This window comes from Bradyrhizobium sp. 63_E2_N1_3 (assembly GCF_052076005.1).
GTDB lineage: Bacteria > Pseudomonadota > Alphaproteobacteria > Rhizobiales > Xanthobacteraceae > Bradyrhizobium > Bradyrhizobium barranii.
Genome location: NZ_CP197235.1, coordinates 8,756,110 through 8,776,979 on the forward strand (window position 1 = coordinate 8,756,110; position 20,870 = coordinate 8,776,979).

14 protein-coding genes are annotated in these 20,870 nt (G+C 64.3%); 7 read left to right on the plus strand and 7 right to left on the minus strand.

Going from position 1 to position 20,870, the window contains the following annotated elements; all coding sequences use genetic code 11:
- Positions 1-60: 60 nt before the first annotated feature.
- From AB7531_RS41665 to AB7531_RS41675, 3 genes are all read right to left on the minus strand, one after another.
- Positions 61-717, minus strand: a complete 657-nt coding sequence (locus tag AB7531_RS41665; protein WP_063979986.1) for a glutathione S-transferase family protein — start codon at positions 715-717, stop codon at positions 61-63.
- Positions 717-1,880: an acyl-CoA dehydrogenase family protein gene (locus AB7531_RS41670; RefSeq protein WP_063979987.1), complete on the minus strand. Its 1,164-nt coding sequence runs from the start codon at positions 1,878-1,880 to the stop codon at positions 717-719. Before AB7531_RS41670 ends, AB7531_RS41665 begins: the two co-directional genes overlap by 1 nt.
- A gap of 169 nt (positions 1,881-2,049) precedes the next feature.
- Positions 2,050-3,186: an acyl-CoA dehydrogenase family protein gene (locus AB7531_RS41675; RefSeq protein ID WP_063979988.1), complete on the minus strand. Its 1,137-nt coding sequence runs from the start codon at positions 3,184-3,186 to the stop codon at positions 2,050-2,052.
- A 267-nt stretch (positions 3,187-3,453) separates the two neighbouring features.
- Between AB7531_RS41675 and AB7531_RS41680 the strand changes: the two genes are divergently transcribed.
- Together AB7531_RS41680 and AB7531_RS41685 are read left to right on the plus strand one after the other, a co-directional pair.
- Positions 3,454-5,004, plus strand: coding sequence for an acyl-CoA synthetase (locus AB7531_RS41680; RefSeq protein WP_063979989.1), 1,551 nt, complete (start codon positions 3,454-3,456; stop codon positions 5,002-5,004).
- 88 nt (positions 5,005-5,092) lie between these two features.
- The gene (locus tag AB7531_RS41685; protein ID WP_063979990.1) at positions 5,093-6,313 is read left to right on the plus strand and encodes an ABC transporter substrate-binding protein; all 1,221 of its coding nucleotides are present in this window, start codon (positions 5,093-5,095) and stop codon (positions 6,311-6,313) included.
- On the opposite strand, the gene AB7531_RS41690 is transcribed toward AB7531_RS41685, so the two are convergent.
- The gene (locus AB7531_RS41690) at positions 6,310-7,800 is read right to left on the minus strand and encodes a glycosyltransferase family 2 protein (protein WP_063979991.1); all 1,491 of its coding nucleotides are present in this window, start codon (positions 7,798-7,800) and stop codon (positions 6,310-6,312) included. The genes AB7531_RS41685 and AB7531_RS41690 overlap by 4 nt on opposite strands.
- A gap of 48 nt (positions 7,801-7,848) precedes the next feature.
- Entirely contained in the window at positions 7,849-8,619 is a 771-nt protein-coding gene (locus AB7531_RS41695) for a helix-turn-helix transcriptional regulator (protein WP_063979992.1), read from the minus strand.
- A 187-nt stretch (positions 8,620-8,806) separates the two neighbouring features.
- Between AB7531_RS41695 and AB7531_RS41700 the strand changes: the two genes are divergently transcribed.
- From AB7531_RS41700 to AB7531_RS41720, 5 genes are all read left to right on the plus strand, one after another.
- Positions 8,807-11,071, plus strand: a complete 2,265-nt coding sequence (locus AB7531_RS41700) for a marine proteobacterial sortase target protein (RefSeq protein ID WP_063979993.1) — start codon at positions 8,807-8,809, stop codon at positions 11,069-11,071.
- A 175-nt stretch (positions 11,072-11,246) separates the two neighbouring features.
- The gene (locus AB7531_RS41705) at positions 11,247-11,816 is read left to right on the plus strand and encodes a class GN sortase (RefSeq protein WP_063979994.1); all 570 of its coding nucleotides are present in this window, start codon (positions 11,247-11,249) and stop codon (positions 11,814-11,816) included.
- A gap of 153 nt (positions 11,817-11,969) precedes the next feature.
- Entirely contained in the window at positions 11,970-12,962 is a 993-nt protein-coding gene (locus AB7531_RS41710) for a glycosyltransferase family 2 protein (protein ID WP_231143710.1), read from the plus strand.
- 218 nt (positions 12,963-13,180) lie between these two features.
- Positions 13,181-15,400, plus strand: coding sequence for an acetate--CoA ligase family protein (locus AB7531_RS41715; protein ID WP_063979995.1), 2,220 nt, complete (start codon positions 13,181-13,183; stop codon positions 15,398-15,400).
- A gap of 144 nt (positions 15,401-15,544) precedes the next feature.
- Entirely contained in the window at positions 15,545-16,375 is an 831-nt protein-coding gene (locus AB7531_RS41720) for an MlaD family protein (protein WP_063979996.1), read from the plus strand.
- A 41-nt stretch (positions 16,376-16,416) separates the two neighbouring features.
- Here the strand turns inward: AB7531_RS41720 and AB7531_RS41725 are convergent, their stop codons facing one another.
- Together AB7531_RS41725 and AB7531_RS41730 are read right to left on the minus strand one after the other, a co-directional pair.
- A complete protein-coding gene (locus tag AB7531_RS41725; RefSeq protein WP_063979997.1) occupies positions 16,417-19,413 on the minus strand; it encodes an autotransporter outer membrane beta-barrel domain-containing protein in 2,997 nt (998 codons plus the stop codon).
- 391 nt (positions 19,414-19,804) lie between these two features.
- A complete protein-coding gene (locus AB7531_RS41730) occupies positions 19,805-20,845 on the minus strand; it encodes an aliphatic amidase (protein WP_063979998.1) in 1,041 nt (346 codons plus the stop codon).
- Between the last annotated feature and the right edge of the window lie 25 nt (positions 20,846-20,870).

Consider the following 20,870-nt stretch of genomic DNA (forward strand, 5'->3'; position numbering starts at 1 on the left):
GGGACGATGATCAGTCGTCCCGGAACCGCGATGAGACCGCAGTCCCATCCTACGGAATGCTTACGCCCTCACGCGCGGCGCAACATTCTGCTCGACGCCGGCCTTCTGCTCCGCAGCGACCGCACGCTTGAATCCGTCGCGCTGCTGCAGCCGCGCCCAATAGGCTGCGACATTTGGCCCGAAATCCTTGGCGAGTCCGACGTTGTTGGCAAGCCGGAGCGCGTAGCCGATGACAATGTCAGCGGCGGTGAAGCGGCCTGCGCACAATGTTTCGGCATCGGCCGTCGCCGCCTCGACCGCGCGCAGGCGCCCTAGGAACCATTTCGCATAGTCGCCTGCGACCTGCGGATTGCGGCGCTCCTCCGGCTCGAGCTGGGTGTATCGGAGCACCAGCGTCTGCGGGAAGGTTAACGTGGCATCGCTGAAATACATCCAGTTCAGGAACGCGCCATAGGCGGGATCTTCGGGTCCGACCATCAACGGCGTCGGTCCGTGCTTGATGCCGAGGTAATGGCAGATGCCGGAGGACTCGGTCATCTTCGTCTCGCCGTCGACCATGAAGGGAATGGTGCCGAGCGGATTGAGCGCAAGGTACTCCTTGGCGAAGACCCGCGGCGGGAACGGCAGCATCTTCAATTCGTACGGAAGCCCCATCTCCTCCAGCATCCAGAGCGGACGGAACGAGCGCGCGGCGTCGCAGTGATAGAGCGTGATCATCAGGCATTCCCTTTACTGCCGGGCAGCGTGCCCATCATCTTGCACAGGACCATCAGCATGACCTCGTCGGCACCGCCGCCGATCGACGTCAACCGGCTATCGCGATAGGCACGGCTGACCGGCGTCTCGTTGGTAAAGCCCATTCCGCCCCAATATTGCAAGCAGGCGTCGGTGAGCTCGCGGCCGAGTCGGCCGGCTTTGAGCTTGGCCATGGTCGCAAGCTTGGTTACGTCCTCGCCGGCCACGAGTTGCTCGGCGGCGCGATAGATCAGCGCGCGCAACAACTCGACTTCGGTCTGCATCTCCGCGAGCTTGAAGTGCACGACCTGGTTGTCGAGGATCGACTTCCCGAAGGCCTTGCGGTTGCGGGTGTACTCGATGGTTTCGTTGATGATGTATTCATGCGCCTTCAGGCAGGCCGCCGCGCCCCAGAGCCGCTCCTCCTGGAACTGGATCATCTGGTAGGTAAAGCCCTTGCCCTCCTCGCCGATGCGGTTGCGCTTGGGCACGCGGACATTGTCGAAGAAGATCTGCGCGGTGTCTGACGAGCGCATGCCCATCTTGTCGAGCTTTCGCGCCACCGTGACGCCCTTGCTCTTCATGGGCACGCAGATCAGCGACTTGTTGCGGTGAACCGGCCCATCGCCGGAGTTGGCCAGCAGGCAGATCCAGTCGGCCTGGGTGCCGTTGGTGATCCACATCTTGCCGCCATTGATGACGTAGTCGTCGCCGTCAGAGCGCGCATTGGTCTTGATCGAGGCGACGTCCGAGCCGGCGCCGGGCTCGGAGACGCCGATGCATGCGACGTAATCGCCTGATATCGAGGGGCTGAGGAATTCGCCCCGTACCTCGTCCGAGCCGAACCGCGCCAGCGCCGGCGTTGCCATGTCGGTCTGCACCCCGATCGCCATCGGCACGCCGCCGCAGGTGATTGCGCCCAGCTCCTCCGCCATCATCAGGGCGTAGGAATAGTCGAGGCCGGAGCCGCCGAACTCGACCGGCTTGTTGAGCCCGAGGAAGCCGAGGCTGCCCATCTTCTTGAACAGCTCATGCGCCGGGAAGATGTCGGCCTTCTCCCACTCATCGACGTGAGGGTTGATCTCGCCCGCGATGAACTTTTGCAGGGAACGACGGATGTGGTCGTGGTCGGCGGTGAATAGCATTTTTGTCAGCTCAGCTCTCGGTATCTCCAATGTGCTCGTCATGGCCGGGCTTGTCCCGGCCATCCACGTCTTCGTCAGCCGGCAGCAAGAACGTGGATGCCCAGGACATAGGCGAGCGGAAGCGACGCCGTCCTGCGGACGGCTATGCCCGGGCATGACGGTGGGGCGTTCACAGCCCCATCTGCCTTGACGCCAGATCCTTCATGATCTCCTCCGTGCCGCCGCCGATGGCATTGACCTTGACCTCGCGGTAGATGCGCTCGGCCTTGATGCCGCGCATGAAGCCGGCGCCGCCAAAGATCTGGACGGCCTCGGAGGCGCAGAACGCCATGGTCTGCGTCGCCTGGTTCTTCATCATGCAGATTTCGGCGACCGGGCTCTCGCCCTGCTCCAGCCGCCAGGCCAGCATTTCGAGCATCGACTGGGATGCCGCGACCTTCTGCGCCATGTCGACGATCTTGTGACGGATGACCTGGTGCTGGGCGAGCGGCTTGCCAAAAGTCTTGCGCTCCTTGGCATAGGCGATCGCCTCGTCGAGGCAGACCCGCGCGAAGGCGGTGCAGCCGGCCGCCATGCCCATGCGCTCGCTGTTGAAATTCCGCATGATGATCTTGAAGCCCTGGCCTTCCTCGCCGATCAGGTTTTCGGCCGGCACGCGGCAGTCATCGAAATGCAGCGTCGCGGTGTCGGAGGCCCACCAGCCCATCTTCTTCAGTTTCGTCCGTGACAGGCCGGGCGTGTCACCCTCGATCAGAAGCAGGCTGACGCCGCCGGCGCCCTCGCCGCCTGTACGCACCGCAACGGTCAGATAGTCGGCGCGCATCCCTGAGGTGATGAAGGTCTTCTCGCCGGTCACGACGTAGTGATCGCCATCGCGCCGCGCCCTGGTGCGGAGGTTCGCGACATCAGAGCCGCCGCCCGGCTCGGTGATTGCCAACGCGGAGATCTTCTCACCCGACAGCACCTGCGGCAGCACGCGTGCCTTGACCTCCGGGCGCGCCGCCCGCGCGATCGGCGGCGAGCCGATGGTGTGGCTCATCAGGCTGGCGCTGACCCCGCCGGCCCCGGCGCGCGCCAATTCCTGGCTCGCGACGATCTTCATGAACTGGTCGGCGGCGATCCCGCCATATTCCTCGGGGAATCCGAGCCCCAACAGGCCAATCTCGGCCGCCTTGCGATAAAGCTCGCGGGGAAATTCGCCGGCCTCGTCCCATTCATGGGCAAAGGGCGTGATCTCCTTCTCGACAAAGCGGCGCATCACCTCGCGGAAGGCGTCATGCTCGGTGGTATAGAACGGGCTCTTCATCGTCGTCTCGCCCTGCTGGCGGATTCGTGTTGGCCACCATGGCCGGAACATTTGCCGCTCACTTGCGCAGAGTGGCTGACCGGGGGAACCGCTGCACGGCAGCCCATCGCCTAGCAACTCAACGCAAGACGATTTTCGCCGCTCGCAGGCCAACTCCGGGGCAAAAAAAGACGTGCGCACAAACTCCGGCTGGCCCCAGGGCCACGCCGGGCATGGTGCCCGGCAAATAGGGACGCAGGCGGCACAAGACCGCCGAGGGAGGGATTTTTGGCCGTTCGTTATTACGACTGGATCGTCCATCACGGCCGCCGTACGCCTGACAAGGTCGCGGTCATCGACCTCGCGAGCGAGCGCCGCTTCACCTATTCGCAGCTCGATGCCCGCGTCTCGCGCCTGGCCGGATTTCTCCGTGACACTCTCAAGGTCTCGCGCGGTGACCGCGTCGCGGTGCTGGCGCTGAACACGACCGATACGCTGGAGGTGCAGTTCGCCTGCGGACGGCTCGGCGCCGTCTTCGTGCCGCTGAACACCCGCCTCACCGTTCCCGAGCTCCAGTTCATCACCGGCGATTGCGCGCCGAAGGTGATGATCCACGACACCGATCTCGCCGAGACCGCGCTCGCCGTCGCAAAGCTCTGCAACGTCGCGACCAGCCTGCTGCTCGGCCCCGGCGGCGCTTACGAGACCGGCATCGCGTCCGCCAAGCCGCTTGCCCGCGCCGAGGAGGTCACGCTCGATGACGTCTCGACCATCATGTACACGTCGGGCACCACGGGCCATCCCAAGGGTGCGACCATCACCCATGGCATGACGTTCTGGAATTGCGTCAATCTCGGCGGCCCCGCCTGCATCGGTCCGGCCTCGGTGCTGCTCACGGTGCTGCCGCTGTTCCACACCGGCGGGCTCAATTGCTACACCAACCCGGTGCTGCATGCCGGCGGCACCGTGATGATCATGCGCGCCTTCGATCCCGGCACGGCGCTCGGCCTGATCAACGATCCGGCGCAGGGCATCAACGTGTTCTTCGGCGTGCCCGCGATCTATCAGTTCATGGCACAGCATCCGGCCTTCGCGACGACTGACCTGACCCGGTTGATCGTCTGCGGTGTCGGCGGCGCGCCGATGCCGGTGCCGCTGCTCAAGGTGTGGGAGGCGCGCGGCGTCGCGCTGCAGCAGGGCTACGGCATGACCGAGACCTCGCCGGCCGTGCTGGTGCTGGATCGCGAGGATGCGGCACGCAAGGCGGGTTCGGCCGGCAAGCCGGTGCTGCACACCGAGGTGCGGATCGTGCGACCCGACGGCAGCGATGCCGAGGTCGGCGAACTCGGCGAGCTCTGGGTCAAGGGCCCGAACATCACGCCGGGCTACTGGAACAGGCCGGAGGCGAACAAGACATCCTTCACCGACGGCTGGCTGCACACGGGCGATGCGACGCGCGTCGACGAGGAAGGCTTCTACTACATCGTCGACCGCTGGAAGGACATGTACATCTCGGGCGGCGAGAACGTCTATCCGGCCGAGGTCGAGAACGTCTTGCATCAGCTCCCCGCGATCGCGGAAGCCGCCGTGATCGGCATTCCCGATCCGCAATGGGGCGAGGTAGGGCTCGCCATCGTCGCAGCCAAGCCCGGTCAGCGGCTGACCGAGGCGGATGTCTTTGCGCACTGCGCGGCCAATCTCGCGCGCTTCAAATGCCCACGACAGGTGCGCTTCGTCGATGCGCTGCCGCGCAACGCCACCGGCAAGATCCACAAGCCGACGTTGCGGAAAGAATTCTCGGTGGCGTCCGAAGTCGACAAGAAAGTCGCCAACGCCTGATCAAAGCGCCCCTTGCGGGCGCTTCTTCGTTTCTGACGTGCCTGCTCCAACCCAGAAGAAACCGCAAAGAAAACCCCAAGGAATTTTCATGAACAAGAAACTCTCCCTGCTTGCCGCGGCAACGGCGTTGACGCTGCTTGCGACCCCGTCCGCGTATGCGCAGAAGGCGTACGACACCGGCGTCACCGACACCGAGATCAGGATCGGCAATGTCGAGGCCTATTCCGGTCCCGCGTCCGCCTACGGCATCATCGGCAAGACCGAGGAAGCCTATTTCAAGATGATCAACGACCAGGGCGGCATCAACGGCCGCAAGATCAACTGGATTTCCTATGATGACGGCTACTCGCCGCCGAAGACCGTGGAGCAGATCCGCAAGCTGATCGAGAGCGACGAGGTCTTCCTGGTCTTCAACGCGCTGGGCACGCCGACCCAGACCGCCGTGCAGAAGTATCACAATTCCAAGAAGGTGCCGCAGCTCTTCCTCGCCACCGGCGCCAGCAAGTGGAACGACCCGAAGAACTTTCCCTGGACCATGGGCTTCCAGCCCAGCTACCGGGTCGAGGCACAGATCTTCGCAAAATACATTCTGAAGGAGAGGCCGGACGCGAAGGTCGCGATCTTCTATGCCAACGACGATTTCGGCAAAGACTACCTCGCCGGCATCAAGGACGTGTTCGGAGACAAGGCATCGAAGCTGATCGTGGCCGAGGAGAGCTACGAGACCTCGGAGCCGTCGATCGACGCCCACATCGTCAAGCTCAAGGGCACCGGTGCCGATGTCTTCGTGAACATCGCGACCCCGAAATTCGCGGCCCAGGCCATCAAGAAGATCGCGGAGCTCGAGTGGAAGCCGATGCACCTGATGACCGACGTCTCGGTCTCCATCGGCGCGGTGATGAAGCCGGCCGGCCTCGAGGCATCCGAAGGCGTGCTGTCGGCCGGCTATCTGAAGGATGCGTCGGATCCGCAGTGGAAGGACGACGAGGGCATGAAGAAATTCATGACCTTCATCGACAAGTACATGCCCGGTGCGAACATCTCGGACGCCAATCTGGTGTACGCCTATGCCGCAGCCCAGACGATGGTGCAGGTGCTGAAGCAGTCGGGCGACAATCTGACCCGTGAGAACGTGATGAAGCAGGCCGCCAGCCTGAAGGACTTCGTCCCCGACACGCTGATCCCGGGGATCAAGATCAACACCTCATCTACCGACTTCGCGCCAATCGAGCAGCTCAAGATGTGGCGGTTCAAGAAGGGCCAGTGGGAGCTGTTCGGCGACATCATCAGCGCCGAAACGGGCGGCTAGCCACGCATCGCAGCAACGGGCGGAGACGTGCAGCTGACGTCTTCGCCTGCACTGACGTCGATCCCCGCGACCGGCAGGCCGAGCCGGCGCGGGTCATCGATGGCCGCAAAACGCGGACAGGCCCATGCCAGGATCGCCCCGCCCGATGGCGGCAGATCGAGCTGAAGAACGAAGGCACCCGCGTCGATCGCGGTCGCGGTATCCGCAACGCGCACGCCGTCGAGATAGAACTGCACGCCGATCCGATCCAGCGGCTCGCGAATTTCCGGCGACGCGATGCGAATGATGGTGCGTCCAGGCGGCGCCTCGATCCGCAAGGCGGCTTCCGGCTCGCTCCAGCGGAAGCTGCGGCCCTGCCAGACCTCCCAGGCATGGAAGCCGGCCTGTGCGACCATCTGATCGCCGGGACTCTGCGCAGCTCCGCCAAGGCTCCCCCGAATGCCACGGATACAATGGAGGCGCTGATAGTGGATCAGCGCGGCGATATAGCGCTTCAGCCAGCGCGCGATGCTGCCGCGAGAGCCGCCCATGGTGAGCAGGGTCAGACTGCAACGCGCATAGCCTGCCGACAAACGTGCAAGACCAAGCGCAAGGCGGTCGCCGGCCAGTGCGATCGCGCCCCAACGCCCGATCGCCTGCAGGCCTTCGCCGGTTACGCCGCCGGCGCGCATCCGTGCAGCAAGGGCGCTACGCGCCAGCGCGACGTTGAAATCGCCGCGGCTGCTCCACTCGACCGGAGTTTCGAGCAGCTCGCTGCCGGGATCGTTGTGCGCTTCGCTGAGATAGCGGATCTCGCCCCGCACGAAATCGAGCGTGAATGTCTTCAGCTCGCCGATTTCGCCGATATAGTAGTGATGGAAGCGCGCCTCCTCGAGATAGCCGATCGTATGGCCCCTCGCGTGATACGCGGCGGCGAGCACCCATTCGGCGAAATGGCCGAATTCCTCGCGCAGGCCGCCGCATTCCCGATAGACGTCGCGCCGCGTCACGAAGCACTGGTCCAGCACCTTGCGCCAGGGATGCTGTTTCATGCCGAACTCGATGTCGGCCTGGTACATGGCGGCCTCCGCCACGGACAGCCGGTTATGGCAGATCGGCACCGACTGACAGGAGAACCCCGCCCAGTCGGGACGCGCGTCGATCGCGCGGATGCAGGCCTCCATCACGTCAGGCTCGGGCCGGCAATGCGACTCCGTGAAGAACAGATATTTGCCGCGGGCCTTGGTGGCGCCGAAGGCGCAGAGCCCGATGTCATGGTCCGAATTGGTGAATTCGAGGCGCGCTTTGCCGCCGGCCAGCGCCTTCAGCTCGTTGAGTGCCTCGAAATCAGGCGGCACCACCAGGATGATTTCGTAAAGCGATTTGTCGGCGGTCTGCGACGTCCAGCCGAGCCAGGACAGCTCCCACTGCCCGCGGTGATGTTCCAGCGGGATGATGATGGAGAACAGCGGAGATTCACCGCCGTATGGTGCGGGCACGTCCTGCATATTCCCTTATAGACGCACGCGACGCCATTCCGGACTCTTTCTCGCGGACTATACCGACAGAAACAACGCGAACGATTCCTCCACCGTGCGGCGCAGATGCTTTCCATACAATGCATGGTTGGCATCGTCGGGGCCGACCCGTCCCAGGGACGGCTTCGCAACGTTGCGGAGCGGCACATAGGCGATCGGCGCTGCGATCGGCGTCAGTTGCGAGCCGGGTCCGGCGCGGAGCGTCGAGATGATGCCGTACATCTCGCCGGCAACCGTCGGCCGCGACACCGTGATCACGCGATGCTGGCCGTGCTTGATGATGACGAGATAGATGAAGCCGGACTGATGCGGCACCGCAACTTCGCCGGTATGCTCATAGGCGGCATCGGTCCGCTCGCCCTCGCGGAACACCAGCGAAGACACCTTCGGCTCCCAGACGATCTCGGTGCGATAGGCGAAGATCGCATCCTTGTCGCCGAAGGACGGCCGCAGCGTGATGTAGACGTCCTCGAGCCAGGTCACCGCGCGATGCGCATAGGAGCCGAGGCTGTCGGGCGCGACATCGTTTGCGGCCGGAGGCGTCACCACGGCGGTGCTTTTACGCAAGGAGACGCCCAGCGCCTGCTCCAGCCGCACGGTCGTTGCCAGCGTGAACGGCCGCCGGCCACCGAGCGCCTTCTCCAGCGTCGACAGGCTGAGCTTGGCCTGCTCGGCCAACGCCTGCCGGGAAATCCGGCGCCTGGCGAGCTCCTCGCGAATGGTCTCCGCGATCTCGCGGCTCTGCTCGTCCGAAAGCTGTCCGTCGGTGACTTTATCCTGCATCTGCATCGTCAGCCCTGCTCCACGGACGCCAGTCTAGCAGGGCGGACAAACCAGCACAAAACCGTACATGGCCATCCCGGCCTTGGCCTGCCCGGGCCGGCCGCGGCGGAACATTGCCGATCATTCTGCTCGCGCATTCAGGCGCTCCCGACGGATGCTCGGAGCCAGCGAACACCCTTCGGGAGCAGGCGAAATGGATAGCTACGACACAGCCGACAGCGACGAGCACCCCATGCTGGGGCGGCTGATCAAGCTCGGATTGTTTCTTCTGGTGCAGGGCATCGCGGTGATGCTGGTCGCCTTCGTGGCCCTGCTCGTGAGTCTTGAGCCCGGATGGTCGGCGACGACGGAGCAGGCCAGCCTGCTCCAGCCCGGCGATGCCAAATCCGGCACCCTTCTCCTGAAGGAGGACGGTGCCTACACGGAGGCGATCCGCCTCGGCATCGACGTCGACATCACGGTATCAGGCCCGACACTGCGCGCCCGCGTCACCCAGGCCTTCCGCAATCCGACCAAGGACTGGGTCGAGGCGACCTACGTTTATCCGCTTCCCACCGGCGGCGCCGTCGACACGCTGAAGATGGTGGTCGGTGACCGCGTCATCATCGGCGACATCAAGGAGCGGCAGCAGGCACGGGTGATCTACGAGCAGGCGCGCCGTGCCGGCCAGAAGGCCGCGCTCACCGAGCAGGAGCGGCCGAACATCTTCACCAATTCGGTCGCCAATATCGGTCCCGGCGAAACCGTGCTGGTGCAGATCGAATATCAGGAGCCGGTGCATCAATCCGGCAATGAATATTCGCTGCGGCTGCCGCTGGTGGTCGGGCCGCGCTACAATCCGGCGCCGATCGTGCAGAGCGTCGACTTCCGCACGGACGGCTCGGGCTGGGGCGCGACCAATTCGGAGCCGGTGCCGGACCGCGACCGTATCTCGCCGCCGGTGCTGGATCCCGCCAGAAACGCGCCGGTCAATCCGACCAGCATCACGGTGCGCCTGAAGGCAGGCTTCGCGCTCGGCGAGGTCAGGAGTCACCACCATAACGTCAAGGTCGAGAGCCCGGACAATGCGACGCGAATCGTCACGCTCGCTGACGGCGCCGTGGCCGCCGACCGCGATTTCGAGCTGACCTGGAAGCCGGCCGCGGAGAAGGCACCATCGGTTGGCCTGTTCCGCGAGCGTGTCGGCGATGCCGACTATTTGCTCGCCTTCGTCACCCCGCCCAGTGCCGAGCAGACGACGCAAAAGCCGCTGCCGCGCGAGGTCGTGTTCGTGATCGACAATTCGGGCTCGATGGGCGGTACGTCGATCGTTCAGGCCAAGGCGAGCCTACTCTATGCCCTCGGCCGCCTCCAGCCGAATGACCGTTTCAATGTGATCCGTTTCGACGACACCATGGACGTGCTGTTCTCGACCTCCGTGCCGGCCGACCCCGCGCATCTCGGCGAAGCACTCGGTTTCGTGAATGGATTACAGGCCCGCGGCGGCACCGAGATGGTGCCGGCGATGCGCGCCGCGCTGACCGACAAGGCTGGCGACACCAGCATGGTCCGCCAGGTGGTGTTCCTGACCGACGGCGCGATCGGCAACGAACAGCACTTGTTCGAAACGATCACTGCGATGCGGGGCCGCTCGCGCGTGTTCATGGTCGGCATCGGATCCGCGCCCAACACCTATCTGATGACGCGCGCCGCCGAGCTCGGCCGTGGGGCCTTCACCCATATCGGCTCCGTCGAGCAGGTCGAGGAGCGCATGCGCGGCCTGTTCGCCAAGCTGGAGAACCCCGCGGTGACCGGGCTCAGCGTAAAGTTCTCCGATGCCAAGGCAGACGTGACGCCTGCGATCATTCCCGACGTCTATCGCGACGAACCGCTGGTGCTGGCGGCAAAGCTCGACAAGCTCGCCGGCTCGCTCGAGATCAAGGGACGTGTCGGCGACCGCCCGTGGTCGGTGACGCTGCCGCTGCAAAACGCCGCCGAAGGCAAGGGCCTGTCAAAACTCTGGGCCAAGCGCAAGATCGGCGATGCCGAGGTGGCGCGTACCATGCGCGAGATGACGCCCGAAGACTCCGACAAGGCGATCCTCGCGCTGGCGCTCGACCATCAGATCGTCACGCGGCTCACCAGCCTCGTCGCGGTCGACAAGACGCCGAGCCGCCCCGAGGGCGCGCCGCTCAAGCTCAGCGAGCTACCGCTCAACCTGCCGGCCGGTTGGGATTTCGAGAAGGTTTTTGGCGAGCGACCGCACCTGACGCCCACACAGTTGCGCGAACGCCATGCGGATGCGCGCAACCAGCCGGCGACGAGGCGGCCGACGCCCGCCGCGCCCGATACGATCCGCCTACCGAAGACCGCAACCTCGGCCGAGCTCAAGATGATCGCAGGTTTCATCCTGATCGTGCTCGCACTGATTCTGTACGTGTTCAACCGGCGTCAGCCCTTGCTCACTGACGTCGTTTGAGAGAGGAGCCCCCCGAACTCCTCTGTTAGCGCGCGCGGCTGCCCGTCCCATACCAACGGCCGCGCGCGCCTTTTTCTTCTTGCCGTCATTGCGAGCGCAGCGAAGCAATCCAGGCTGCCTCCGCGGAAGGATTCTGGATTGCTTGGCTGCGCTCGCAATGACGCGTGTGGAAACAATGCTCCGCCTGATCTCTCCTCTCGCTCTTGCACTTGTCGGCCTCATCCTGTTCGGTGACGGCGCCTACATCCATGCCAAGGCACGGCTCGCGCAGGTGCTGCTGGAGCGCGCGTTCGACAGGAGCGTTGCGACCGGCGAGCCGGTCAAGCCGTGGTCATGGGCCGACACCTGGCCGGTCGCGCGGATCGAGGTGAAGCGGATCGGGGCCAGCGCGATCGTGCTCGAAGGCGCCAGCGGCCAGGCCCTCGCGTTCGGACCCGGCCATATCCACCAAACGGCTGATGCCGGCGAGCGCGGCATTGCCGTATATGCTGCGCACCGCGATACACATTTCCGCTTCCTGCGGAATGTCGCCATTGGTGACGTAATCGATGTCACACGCCGTGACGGAAAGCACTTTCGCTATCGGGCGGATTCCTCCGCTGTGGTTCGCTTCGATGATTCCGGCATCGATCCCGCGGCGCAAGATGTCCAACTGGTGCTCACGACCTGCTGGCCCTTCGACGCCGTCACGCCCGGGCCCGAGCGCTACGTCCTGCATGCCACCTTGATCGAAACAGGTGAATAGCGGTTCGCAATCGGCCATCCGGGATCGATAGAGACCGCGCCGAACAGCCGGGGAACCGCGCTTGATCGGGCCGCTGAACTGGCGTCGTCTCCCATAGACCTGTAAGAACAGCCGATTGATCTTTTGGCGCTGTAATTTTCAGGACAACCTGTAATGGACGACGAGTTCAGGCAGCGCCTCGAACAGCGGCTGGAGCAACTCGAAAATCGTGTCGCGCTCCTTGAACGGAATCAGGACCTCATTGCTGCCGGACAGAGACGGTCCTCGCTGCGGAGCCTCTGGCGACGCCCGCCGATGTGGACCTTCGAGCAATATCCGCCGCGCCTGCTCAACCTGACTGCCTTCCCGCCTGCGCCCGCGATCCCGGCGAATGCGCCGCGGATCACGATGGTCACACCGAGCTACAATCAGGCGCAATATCTCGGCGCCACGATCGAGAGCATCGTCAGTCAGAACTATCCGAAGCTCACTTATCACGTGCAGGACGGCGCCTCGATCGACGGCACGATCGATCTCCTGAAGAGCGGAGGCGAAGGCATCAGCTGGACGAGCGAGCCGGACAAGGGGCAGTCGAACGCCATCAATCTCGGCTTCGCCGGTGCCGATTGCGAGATCATGGCCTATCTCAACAGCGATGACATGCTGCTGCCCGGAGCGCTCGCCTATGTCGCCAACTACTTCATGTCGCATCCCGATGTCGACGTCGTCTACGGCCATCGCATCTTCGTCGACCGCGAGGGGCTCGAGGTCGGACGCGCCGTGCTGCCGCCCCATGACGGCAAGGCTTTGCAATATGCCGACTACATCCCGCAGGAGACGATGTTCTGGCGCAAGCGCGTGTGGGACATGATCGGGCCCATCGACGAGAGCTTTCACTACGCGATGGACTGGGATTTTATCCTGCGGGCGCAAGCCGCGGAATTCAAGTTCGTGCGCCTGCCGCGATTTCTCGCCTGCTTCCGCATCCACGATGCACAGAAGACGGCTTCAACCTACGCGCTCGGCGTCAGGGAGATGGGCATCCTGCGGCGCCGCGTTCTCGGCTTCGATCCGACGCAGATGCAGATCCGGCGCGCCATCGCTTCCTATCTCGCGAAGCAGTTGGCCTATCACTACGCCTACAAGCTGCGCCTGCTGCGTTACTGAACGATAGCAGAGGCGTGATCACCATTTGAAAGAATGCGCGTCACGCAGTCGTGGCACGTCGTCCGATCGTTCGCACTTTCGCCAAAAGTCTGGTGATGCTAGCCTTGTCGCGAAGCACCCGCCATTCCGCCACGCGGCATGGAGCCATCACGATCAATCCCGCCAGACGCCGGCGCAAGACAGCGCGCTGCAACAAGAACAAGAGGTGAGGAAGCGCCATGGAAGCCAAGGTACCTGCTGCGTCCGTTTCTCCGCGTCCATGGTCTCCAGCGCCCGATGCCAGCGACATCGTCAAGGGCATCCACGCCATGCTGCACCCGCACAACATTGTGCTGGTGGGCGCGACCGACAAGCCCGGCAATTATGCCGAGCGCATCTGGAACAACCTCGTCAAGTACGGCTACGAGGGCGGGCTCTATCCGGTCAACGCCAAGCGCGACACCGTCTGGGGCGTGCCCTGCTACAAGGATTTCGCGAGCCTCCCGGAAAAGCCCGATCACGTGCTGGTGCTGGTGCCCGCGCGCTTTGCCGTGCAGGTGATCCGCGACGCCGCCGCCGGCGGCGCGCGCTCGGCCACCATCGTCACCTCGGGCTTCAGCGAGTTGCAGGATGAGGAGAGCCAGAAGCTCGCTGCCGAATTGCAAGCCGCGATACGCGAAACGGGGCTCGCCGTCACCGGCCCGAACTGCCTCGGCAATCTGAGCGCGGGCGAAAAGCTCTTCACCAATATCGACGACCGTGTCGTCACCATGGAACAGGGTGCGGTGGCGATCGCCGGGCAATCCGGCGCCATCGTGATGGCGATCCGGCAGGCGCTGGAGGATCGCGGCGTCGGGGTCGGTTACATGGTGACGACCGGCAACGAGGCCGGGCTCGAGACGCCGGACCTGATGCGCTATTTCGCCGAGGATCCGAGCATCAAGGTGATCGTGGTCTATCTCGAAGGCGTGCGCAACACCAAGGCGTTTCGCGACGCCTGCAAGGCCGCGCGCGCGGCAAGCAAGCCGGTCATCGCACTCAAGCTCGGTTCGTCCGAGGGCGGCCGCGCCGCGGCGATGGCGCATACCGGTGCGCTCGCGGGCTCAATCGAAACCTTCGACGCCATCGCGACCCGTGAAGGCGTGATCCGGGTCGGCGGGCTCGACGAGCTGATCGAGACCACCGAATGCTTCGTTCACTCGGCCGTGCCCAAGGGCGACCGGCTCGCCGCGGTCACGCTATCAGGCGGCAAGCGTGGCATGCTGCTTGACGCCTTCTATGCCGAAGGCCTGAACTTTGCGCCGCTGAGCCCGCACGTCGGCTCCGAACTGGCGAAGATGCTCGGGCCGGGCTCGATCGTGGGCAATCCGCTCGATGCCGGCTTTGCCGCGGTGGTCGATCCCTCCGTCTACATGAAGTCGATCGAGCTGATGATCGACGACCCCGATATCGACATCGTCATCATCGATGCCGAACTGCCCAAGGCGCCGCACGAGCTGCGCGAGCGCAATCTGCGCATCGTCGATGGGATGGCGAGCCGGGCCGGCAAGCCGGTGATCTACATCAGCGCGATGTCGATCGGCTTCACCGAGTTCACCAAGGGCTTGCGCAAATCGCTGCCGCATCTCGCGGTCATGCAGGGCATGGACCGTGCGGTGACCGCGATCAAGTCGCTGCTCGCCTATGCGAGGCTGCGCAAGGAAGTGCCCGACATCGTCTCGAGCTCGAAGCCTGCCGCCCGCGCCGTGCTGGAGAAGGCGCTGAAATCGGCGAGCGGTGCCGCGCTCGACGAGGTCGCCTCGAAGAAGCTGCTGAAGGCCTATGGCATTCCAGTCTCGAAGGAAGCGATTGCGCAGACGGCGGCGGACGCCGCGAAGATCGCGAAGCAGATCGGTTTCCCGGTCGTGGCAAAAGTCGTCAGCGCCGAGATCCTGCACAAATCCGACATCGGCGGCGTGGTACTGAATCTTAACAGCGCCGCCGAGGTGAAGAAGGCATTCGCCGACATCACCGCGCGGGTGGCGAAGCTGAAGGGCAAGCCGAAGCTCGACGGCATCCTGATCGCGCAGCAGGTCAAGGCCGATCTCGAGCTCGTGGTCGGCGCCTCGCTCGATGCCGAGATGGGGCCGGTCGTGCTGTTCGGCACCGGCGGCATCGACATCGAGCTGATGAAGGACGTCGCGCTCGCCGGCGCACCGCTGGACGAGGCCGAGGCCCGGCTCCTGATCGGCCGCACCAAGGCCGGTATCAAGATGCGCGGCTATCGCGGCAAGCCGGCCCTGCACGAAGCCTCCGCGGTGAAAGCGCTGGTCGGCCTGTCCAATTTGATCGCAGATGCCGGCGACCGGATCGCCTCGATCGACGTCAACCCGTTCCTGATCAACACCAAAACGGGCGTCGCCGTCGACGCGCTGATCGTATTGAATAATGCTGCTGCAAAACGCGCGGCCGGGCATTGATGTCGCGTAAGGCGGATTGGCGGGTTACGCTTCCGCCTTCGCTCTTCGAGCTACGGCGGACAAGTCGTTAACCCGCCCGCTCTAGTATTGCGGCCGCAGCATCGTCCTTCCAACCATCCCGCTTTGGCCGTAAAATCGCCCTGCATGGCACGCGCGAGCAACCTCGTAATCGGAACGGCGACGCTGGCGGTCATCGCCGTGGCGTTCGGCGGCGTGCTCGGCGTGCAGAAATGGCGCACCGCCCAGAGCCGGAGCCAGTTGCGCGTGGTGTTCGAGGGCGGCTCCGCCAGCGGCCTGCGCCGCGGCGGGCCGGTCAATTTCGACGGTGTTCCCGCGGGCCAGATCCTGTCGATCAAGCTGGATAATCCGCGCAAGATCGTGGCGCTGGTGATGCTCGACAACACCGCGCCGATTCGCAAGGACACGGTTGCGGGCATCGAGTTCCAGGGTCTCACCGGCGTCGCCGCGATTTCGTTGATCGGCGGCGCGCCCTCCGCGCCGCCGGTGCCGCTGGATACGGACGGCGTCCCCATGCTGATCGCCGATCTCAGCGACGCCGAATCCATCGTCGACACCCTGCACAGCGTCGATCGCACGATCGTCAGCAATGCCCCTGCGATCAAGGACGGCCTGCGCACGTTCGAGAACTACACCGCCGATCTCAGAAGCAAGGGCGGCGAAATCGACTCGGTCATGGCCAAGGTCGACAGCGCCTTCGCGGGCTTCGACAAGGCGGTCACCAAGATCGAAGGCGTGGTCCCCGGCTTCGCCGACGGCAAGGCGGACGAGCTGTTCGAGAAGATCAGGGGACTGCACGAGCTCGCCGACGCCATGAAGAAGAAGTCGGCTGCTTACGTCGAGGACATCCGCCGCTCGCTGCTCGACGTCAGCGACGCCGCCAACAAGATGGCTGGCACGCCCACGCCTGCCGCCGCCCCGCGCCCGCCGCGCAAGCCTCCGCAGAAGAAGCAGTGACGCCTTCTTATCCTCCCCCTCCAGGGGAGGGTGGCAACGCTCTACCACGCGTAGCGCACGACGCCCTTGCCGGCGTAGGAGCGGGTGACGTTCGAGAACTCGCCCTCGAAGGTCGCCGACGCAGACCAGCCGTTCATCCAGTTCATCTGCACCGCCGCCGTGGTCAGCGCGGAATCGCGCGCCTGCGCCGCACCGTTCACGACGAAGGCCGATCCCGGCAGGGTCTGGAACACCGCGCCGACGGTGCGGTCCGGATTGTAATCATGCGCCCAGGCGACGCGGCCGCGCAGGGTCATCAGGCCACCGGCCGCGGCGAATGATTTGTCGGCGCGCAGGCCGAGCTCGGTGCGGGTGCTGGTCACGTCCTTGGCGGCATAGTTGAGCGCGAAGGTGCTGTTGCCGACCACCGCGAACTCCGAATAGTTCGGCAGGCTGAACAGGGTGGCCTGGGCCGCAGCATAGGGCGTGAGGCCGATCCACTGCGTAGCGTAGCGGTAACCGCCCTCGACACGGCCCGAGAGCGCATTTGCGTTGAACTGCGCCCGCAGCTGATCGACGCCGGCGGCCGTGACGATGCGGTTGGTCGTGACGTCCTGCCAGCCATAGGCCAGTGCCGCCGTGATATAGGCAGGTCCTGCCGTGTGACGAACGAAGGCGCCGGCCTGGAACAGGTCGGAGCGGCCCCAGCCGAGCCCGTTGACGTTGAAGCCGGTTCCACCGCCGGCAAGCGCAAAGCCGGCGATCGTCGACGGCGAGAAGCGATAGTCGAGGCCGACGGCAGTACCATAGATACTGCTGGTGGTGTTGTTCGAACCGAGCGCGACATTGCCGTCGGTGGTCTGCGAGCCACCATAGCCGGCCGCCCACACATCCCAGCGCTGCTCGAAGGTTGCGGCCGGTGCCTTGCGGTAGATCGAGGCGAAGGCGTCGCGCGCGTTCTTGTCACGCCCGCCCTTGCCGGTCGCGGCATAGGCATTCGCGCTCGGCTCGTCGGCATAGGGCGTCGCACCTGATGTGCCGCTGCGTCCCGAGCCGAACACATCGGTCAAGAGGCCGAGGAACAGGTTCATCGCATTGAAGGTCGTCTGTTGCGACCCCGTTGCCGGTTCGCCGGAGGCCTGGGTCAGGCCGTTGGGGCCGAGGCCCGCGAATTCGGCTTGAAGGAAGCCATTGGTGTTGAAGAAATTCTGAAGCGTCGTGGCGACGTTCTGCTGGTTGATGTTGAGCGCGTATTTCGCGCCATAGTTCAGCGTGAAATCGAGGAACACTTCGTTTGACCCGACCGTCGTCGTGCCGACTAGGCCACCCGGCGCGGCAACGTCGGCGAAATTACCGGTGGCGCTGCCGAAAAACTGCATGATCGAGTAGTGTTGCATTATCTTGCTGCCGGGATACAGCGCGACACCCACGGTCCCGTCCAGCGTGACGTTGCCGCTGACGAGCGCATGGCTCGTGCTGAATCCACTACCGGCCTGCACAACATAGACCGAGCCGGGCTGCAAGGTGAGATCGCCCTGGACCTGCATGCTTGAGCCCGGGCCGCCGTCGCCGGGCGCATAGATGCCACCGGTGGCGATAACGGTGTTGCCGACAATCCCGGCGCCGAACAACGCACCGCCGGCATTCACGGTGGTCAGGCTCGATTGCGAGATGTCGCCATCAACCCGCAGGATGCCGCCATTCACCGTCGTCGTACCGGTGTAAGTGTTTGTGCCGGAGAGGATCAGCGTTCCGCTGCCGACCTTTTCCAGCGAGCCGGAGCCGATGAAACCACACCCGCAGGGATCGTAGTCGCCGATGACGCCATCAACCAGCGCGGAGCGGTTATTGCTGCCGACGACGAGCGTGTTGCCGCCACCGATATAGTAGGTGCCATTGCCTTCGATCGAACCGGCCGTGATGCGGCCGTCGCCGTTCGGGCCGAGGCTGATCCCGAAATCGACGACGCCTGTGCCGGTGGTGATGAAGCGCGCATTGCCGCCGGTGGAATTATCGAAGAACTCGGTCTTGCCACCGTCCTTGGTGATGATCGTGGCGTTGCCGGCCGTCGTGAACGCACCGAAATTGGTCAGGCCATCGGCCTCGTTGATAATGGTTGCATTGCCGGCGGTCGCAGTATCGGACCCGGACAGCGTACCAAACACGGTCCCGCTGAAATCCTTGTTCACGATGGTCGCGGAGCCCGCCGAGGATTGATCGAGGAATGCGGTGCCGCCGCCATTCTGGTTGGTGATGTTGGCCGTGCCCGCATTGGTCCGGCCAAAGAAGCCGGTCAAGCCGCCGTCATTGATGATGGTCGCCCGGCCGGCCGTGGCGGTGTCGGTGCCGCCCCCGAGCGGATCACCGAAGTACAGCTGGCCGTTATTGGTGATCACCATAGAGCTGGCGGAGGTCGCGTTGAGGAACATCGTCGTGCCGGAGATAGCGTTCAGGAGCGATGTAATTCCCGATGTATCGGCATTGACGATATTGAAGAGGCCCTCGTTGTTAACGGCGCCAATGATGCTCGCGGTGTGGGTGGCGTCACCGAGCTGCAGCGCTGCGCACGAACAGATGAAAGTGTCGCCGGTATAGGTGTTGGCGCCCAGCAGCGCCAGGATGCCGGGTCCCTGCACGGAGATGCCACCACTGCCGGTGATGCGCGAGGCGATGACGGCCGATGGGTCTGTCGTGCCGGTGACATCGTTGGTGAAGAACGTCGTCCCCCCGGAGGCTAGCCTGAGATCGCCGCCCTGAATGGTGTAGACAGAACCGTCGCCGGTGAGGTCGAAGCCCACGAGGCTGGTGAGCTGCACGCCGCCTGGCGTAACCGTCACCGTGCCACCGCTTGCCGGCGTCGAGACTCCCGAGTAGCCGAACACCGTGCCGACTGACGAGGGATCGTAAGCAGTGCTGGTCGAACCGAAGACGTCCGTCCAATTCGTGGTGGTGGCGTCCCAGACGCCGCCTCCGCCGTTGACGGCGCCGTTCGGCGTGGTCTGCGACCCGTTGAAGATTTGCTGCGCTGCTGCGGGGCTCGCCGCCGCCGCCGCGCTCAAGGCGAGGCCGATCCAGAATGCCGCGCGAACAGCGGTGGCACGACGCGAGCAACCCCGCCCGCTCGATGGCAACCAAGCCCCCACGCTCTTCCCCTCACCCGCGGCGCTCCCCAGCGGCGCCGCGAGGAACTTAGGCCATGAGGCTGGCCGGTAGAACTACGGTTCCTCGAGAATCAGCCAACGGGACCGCAACTTGGGCAGATTCAACAACTCATGTTGCAACCGAGCCACGGTTTTGCCGGGCTCAATTCCTACCCCGCGCATGCGCCCATGCGTCAGAATGTCCGTTCCATGTACAGCTGTTCACATCTTGGCTGATCATCCAGGGCCGCGCCCCGTGCCCCTTCCCCGGCGCATTCGCATGAATGGCAAGCGCGCCGTCCGCAATAGCTCAGTAATTGCTCGCCGCCGACCCATTCGGGATGCCGTCGATCGGACATTCCTCCGTCCCCGGCGTCGAACGGGTCATCGCCTCGACCATGTCCCGCGTCCCTTCCGGGTCGGCGATCCAGTTCTTGTAGAAATCATAGGGGCAGGCCGCGACGCCGCGCGGGCTTTCGCCGGAATTGATCATGCCGGTGTAGCCGCGGTGGACCAGCTTGTAGAGATGGTTCTGCGACTGGCCGTTGCGGCGCGCATCGCGGATCAGATGTTTCGACAGCTGGGCATATTGGATGCCGTAGTCCTCCTCGCCGCACTCGCCGAGCGTCCGGCCGTCGAAGCCGATGATCGCGGAGTGACCGAAGTAGGAATAGACGCCGTCGAAGCCGGCGGCGTTGGCGACGGCGACATAGACGTTGTTGGCCCACGCCATCGCCTTGGAGATCATGACCTGTTGCTCCTTGGCCGGATACATGTAGCCTTGGCAGCGCACGATCAATTCGGCGCCCTTCATGGCACAGTCGCGCCAGATCTCCGGAAAGTTGCCGTCGTCGCAGATGATCAGGCTGACCTTCATCCCTTTCGGGCCGTCGGAGACATAGGTGCAATTGCCGGGATACCAGCCCTCGATCGGCACCCATGGCATGATCTTGCGGTACTTCTGGACGATCTCACCCTTGTCGTTCATCAGGATCAGGGTGTTGTAGGGCGCCTTGTGCGGATGCTCCTCGTGGCGTTCGCCGGTCAGCGAGAACACGCCCCAGACCTTGGCCTTGCGGCAGGCCTCCGCGAAGATCGCGGTCTCTTCACCTGGCACCGCCGAGGCCGTCTCGTACATCTCCTTGGAGTCGTACATGATGCCCTGGGTCGAGTATTCCGGGAAGATCACGAGATCCATGCCGGGTAGGCCCGCCTTCATGCCCACCAGCATGTCGGCGATCTTGCGGGCGTTGTCGAGCACCTCGGCCTTGGTGTGCAGGCGGGGCATCTTGTAGTTCACCACTGCAACACCGACGGTGTCGTTGCTGCTGGAAATGTCACCGTGAAGCATTTTGAGCGCTCCTGTCTTTTATTCG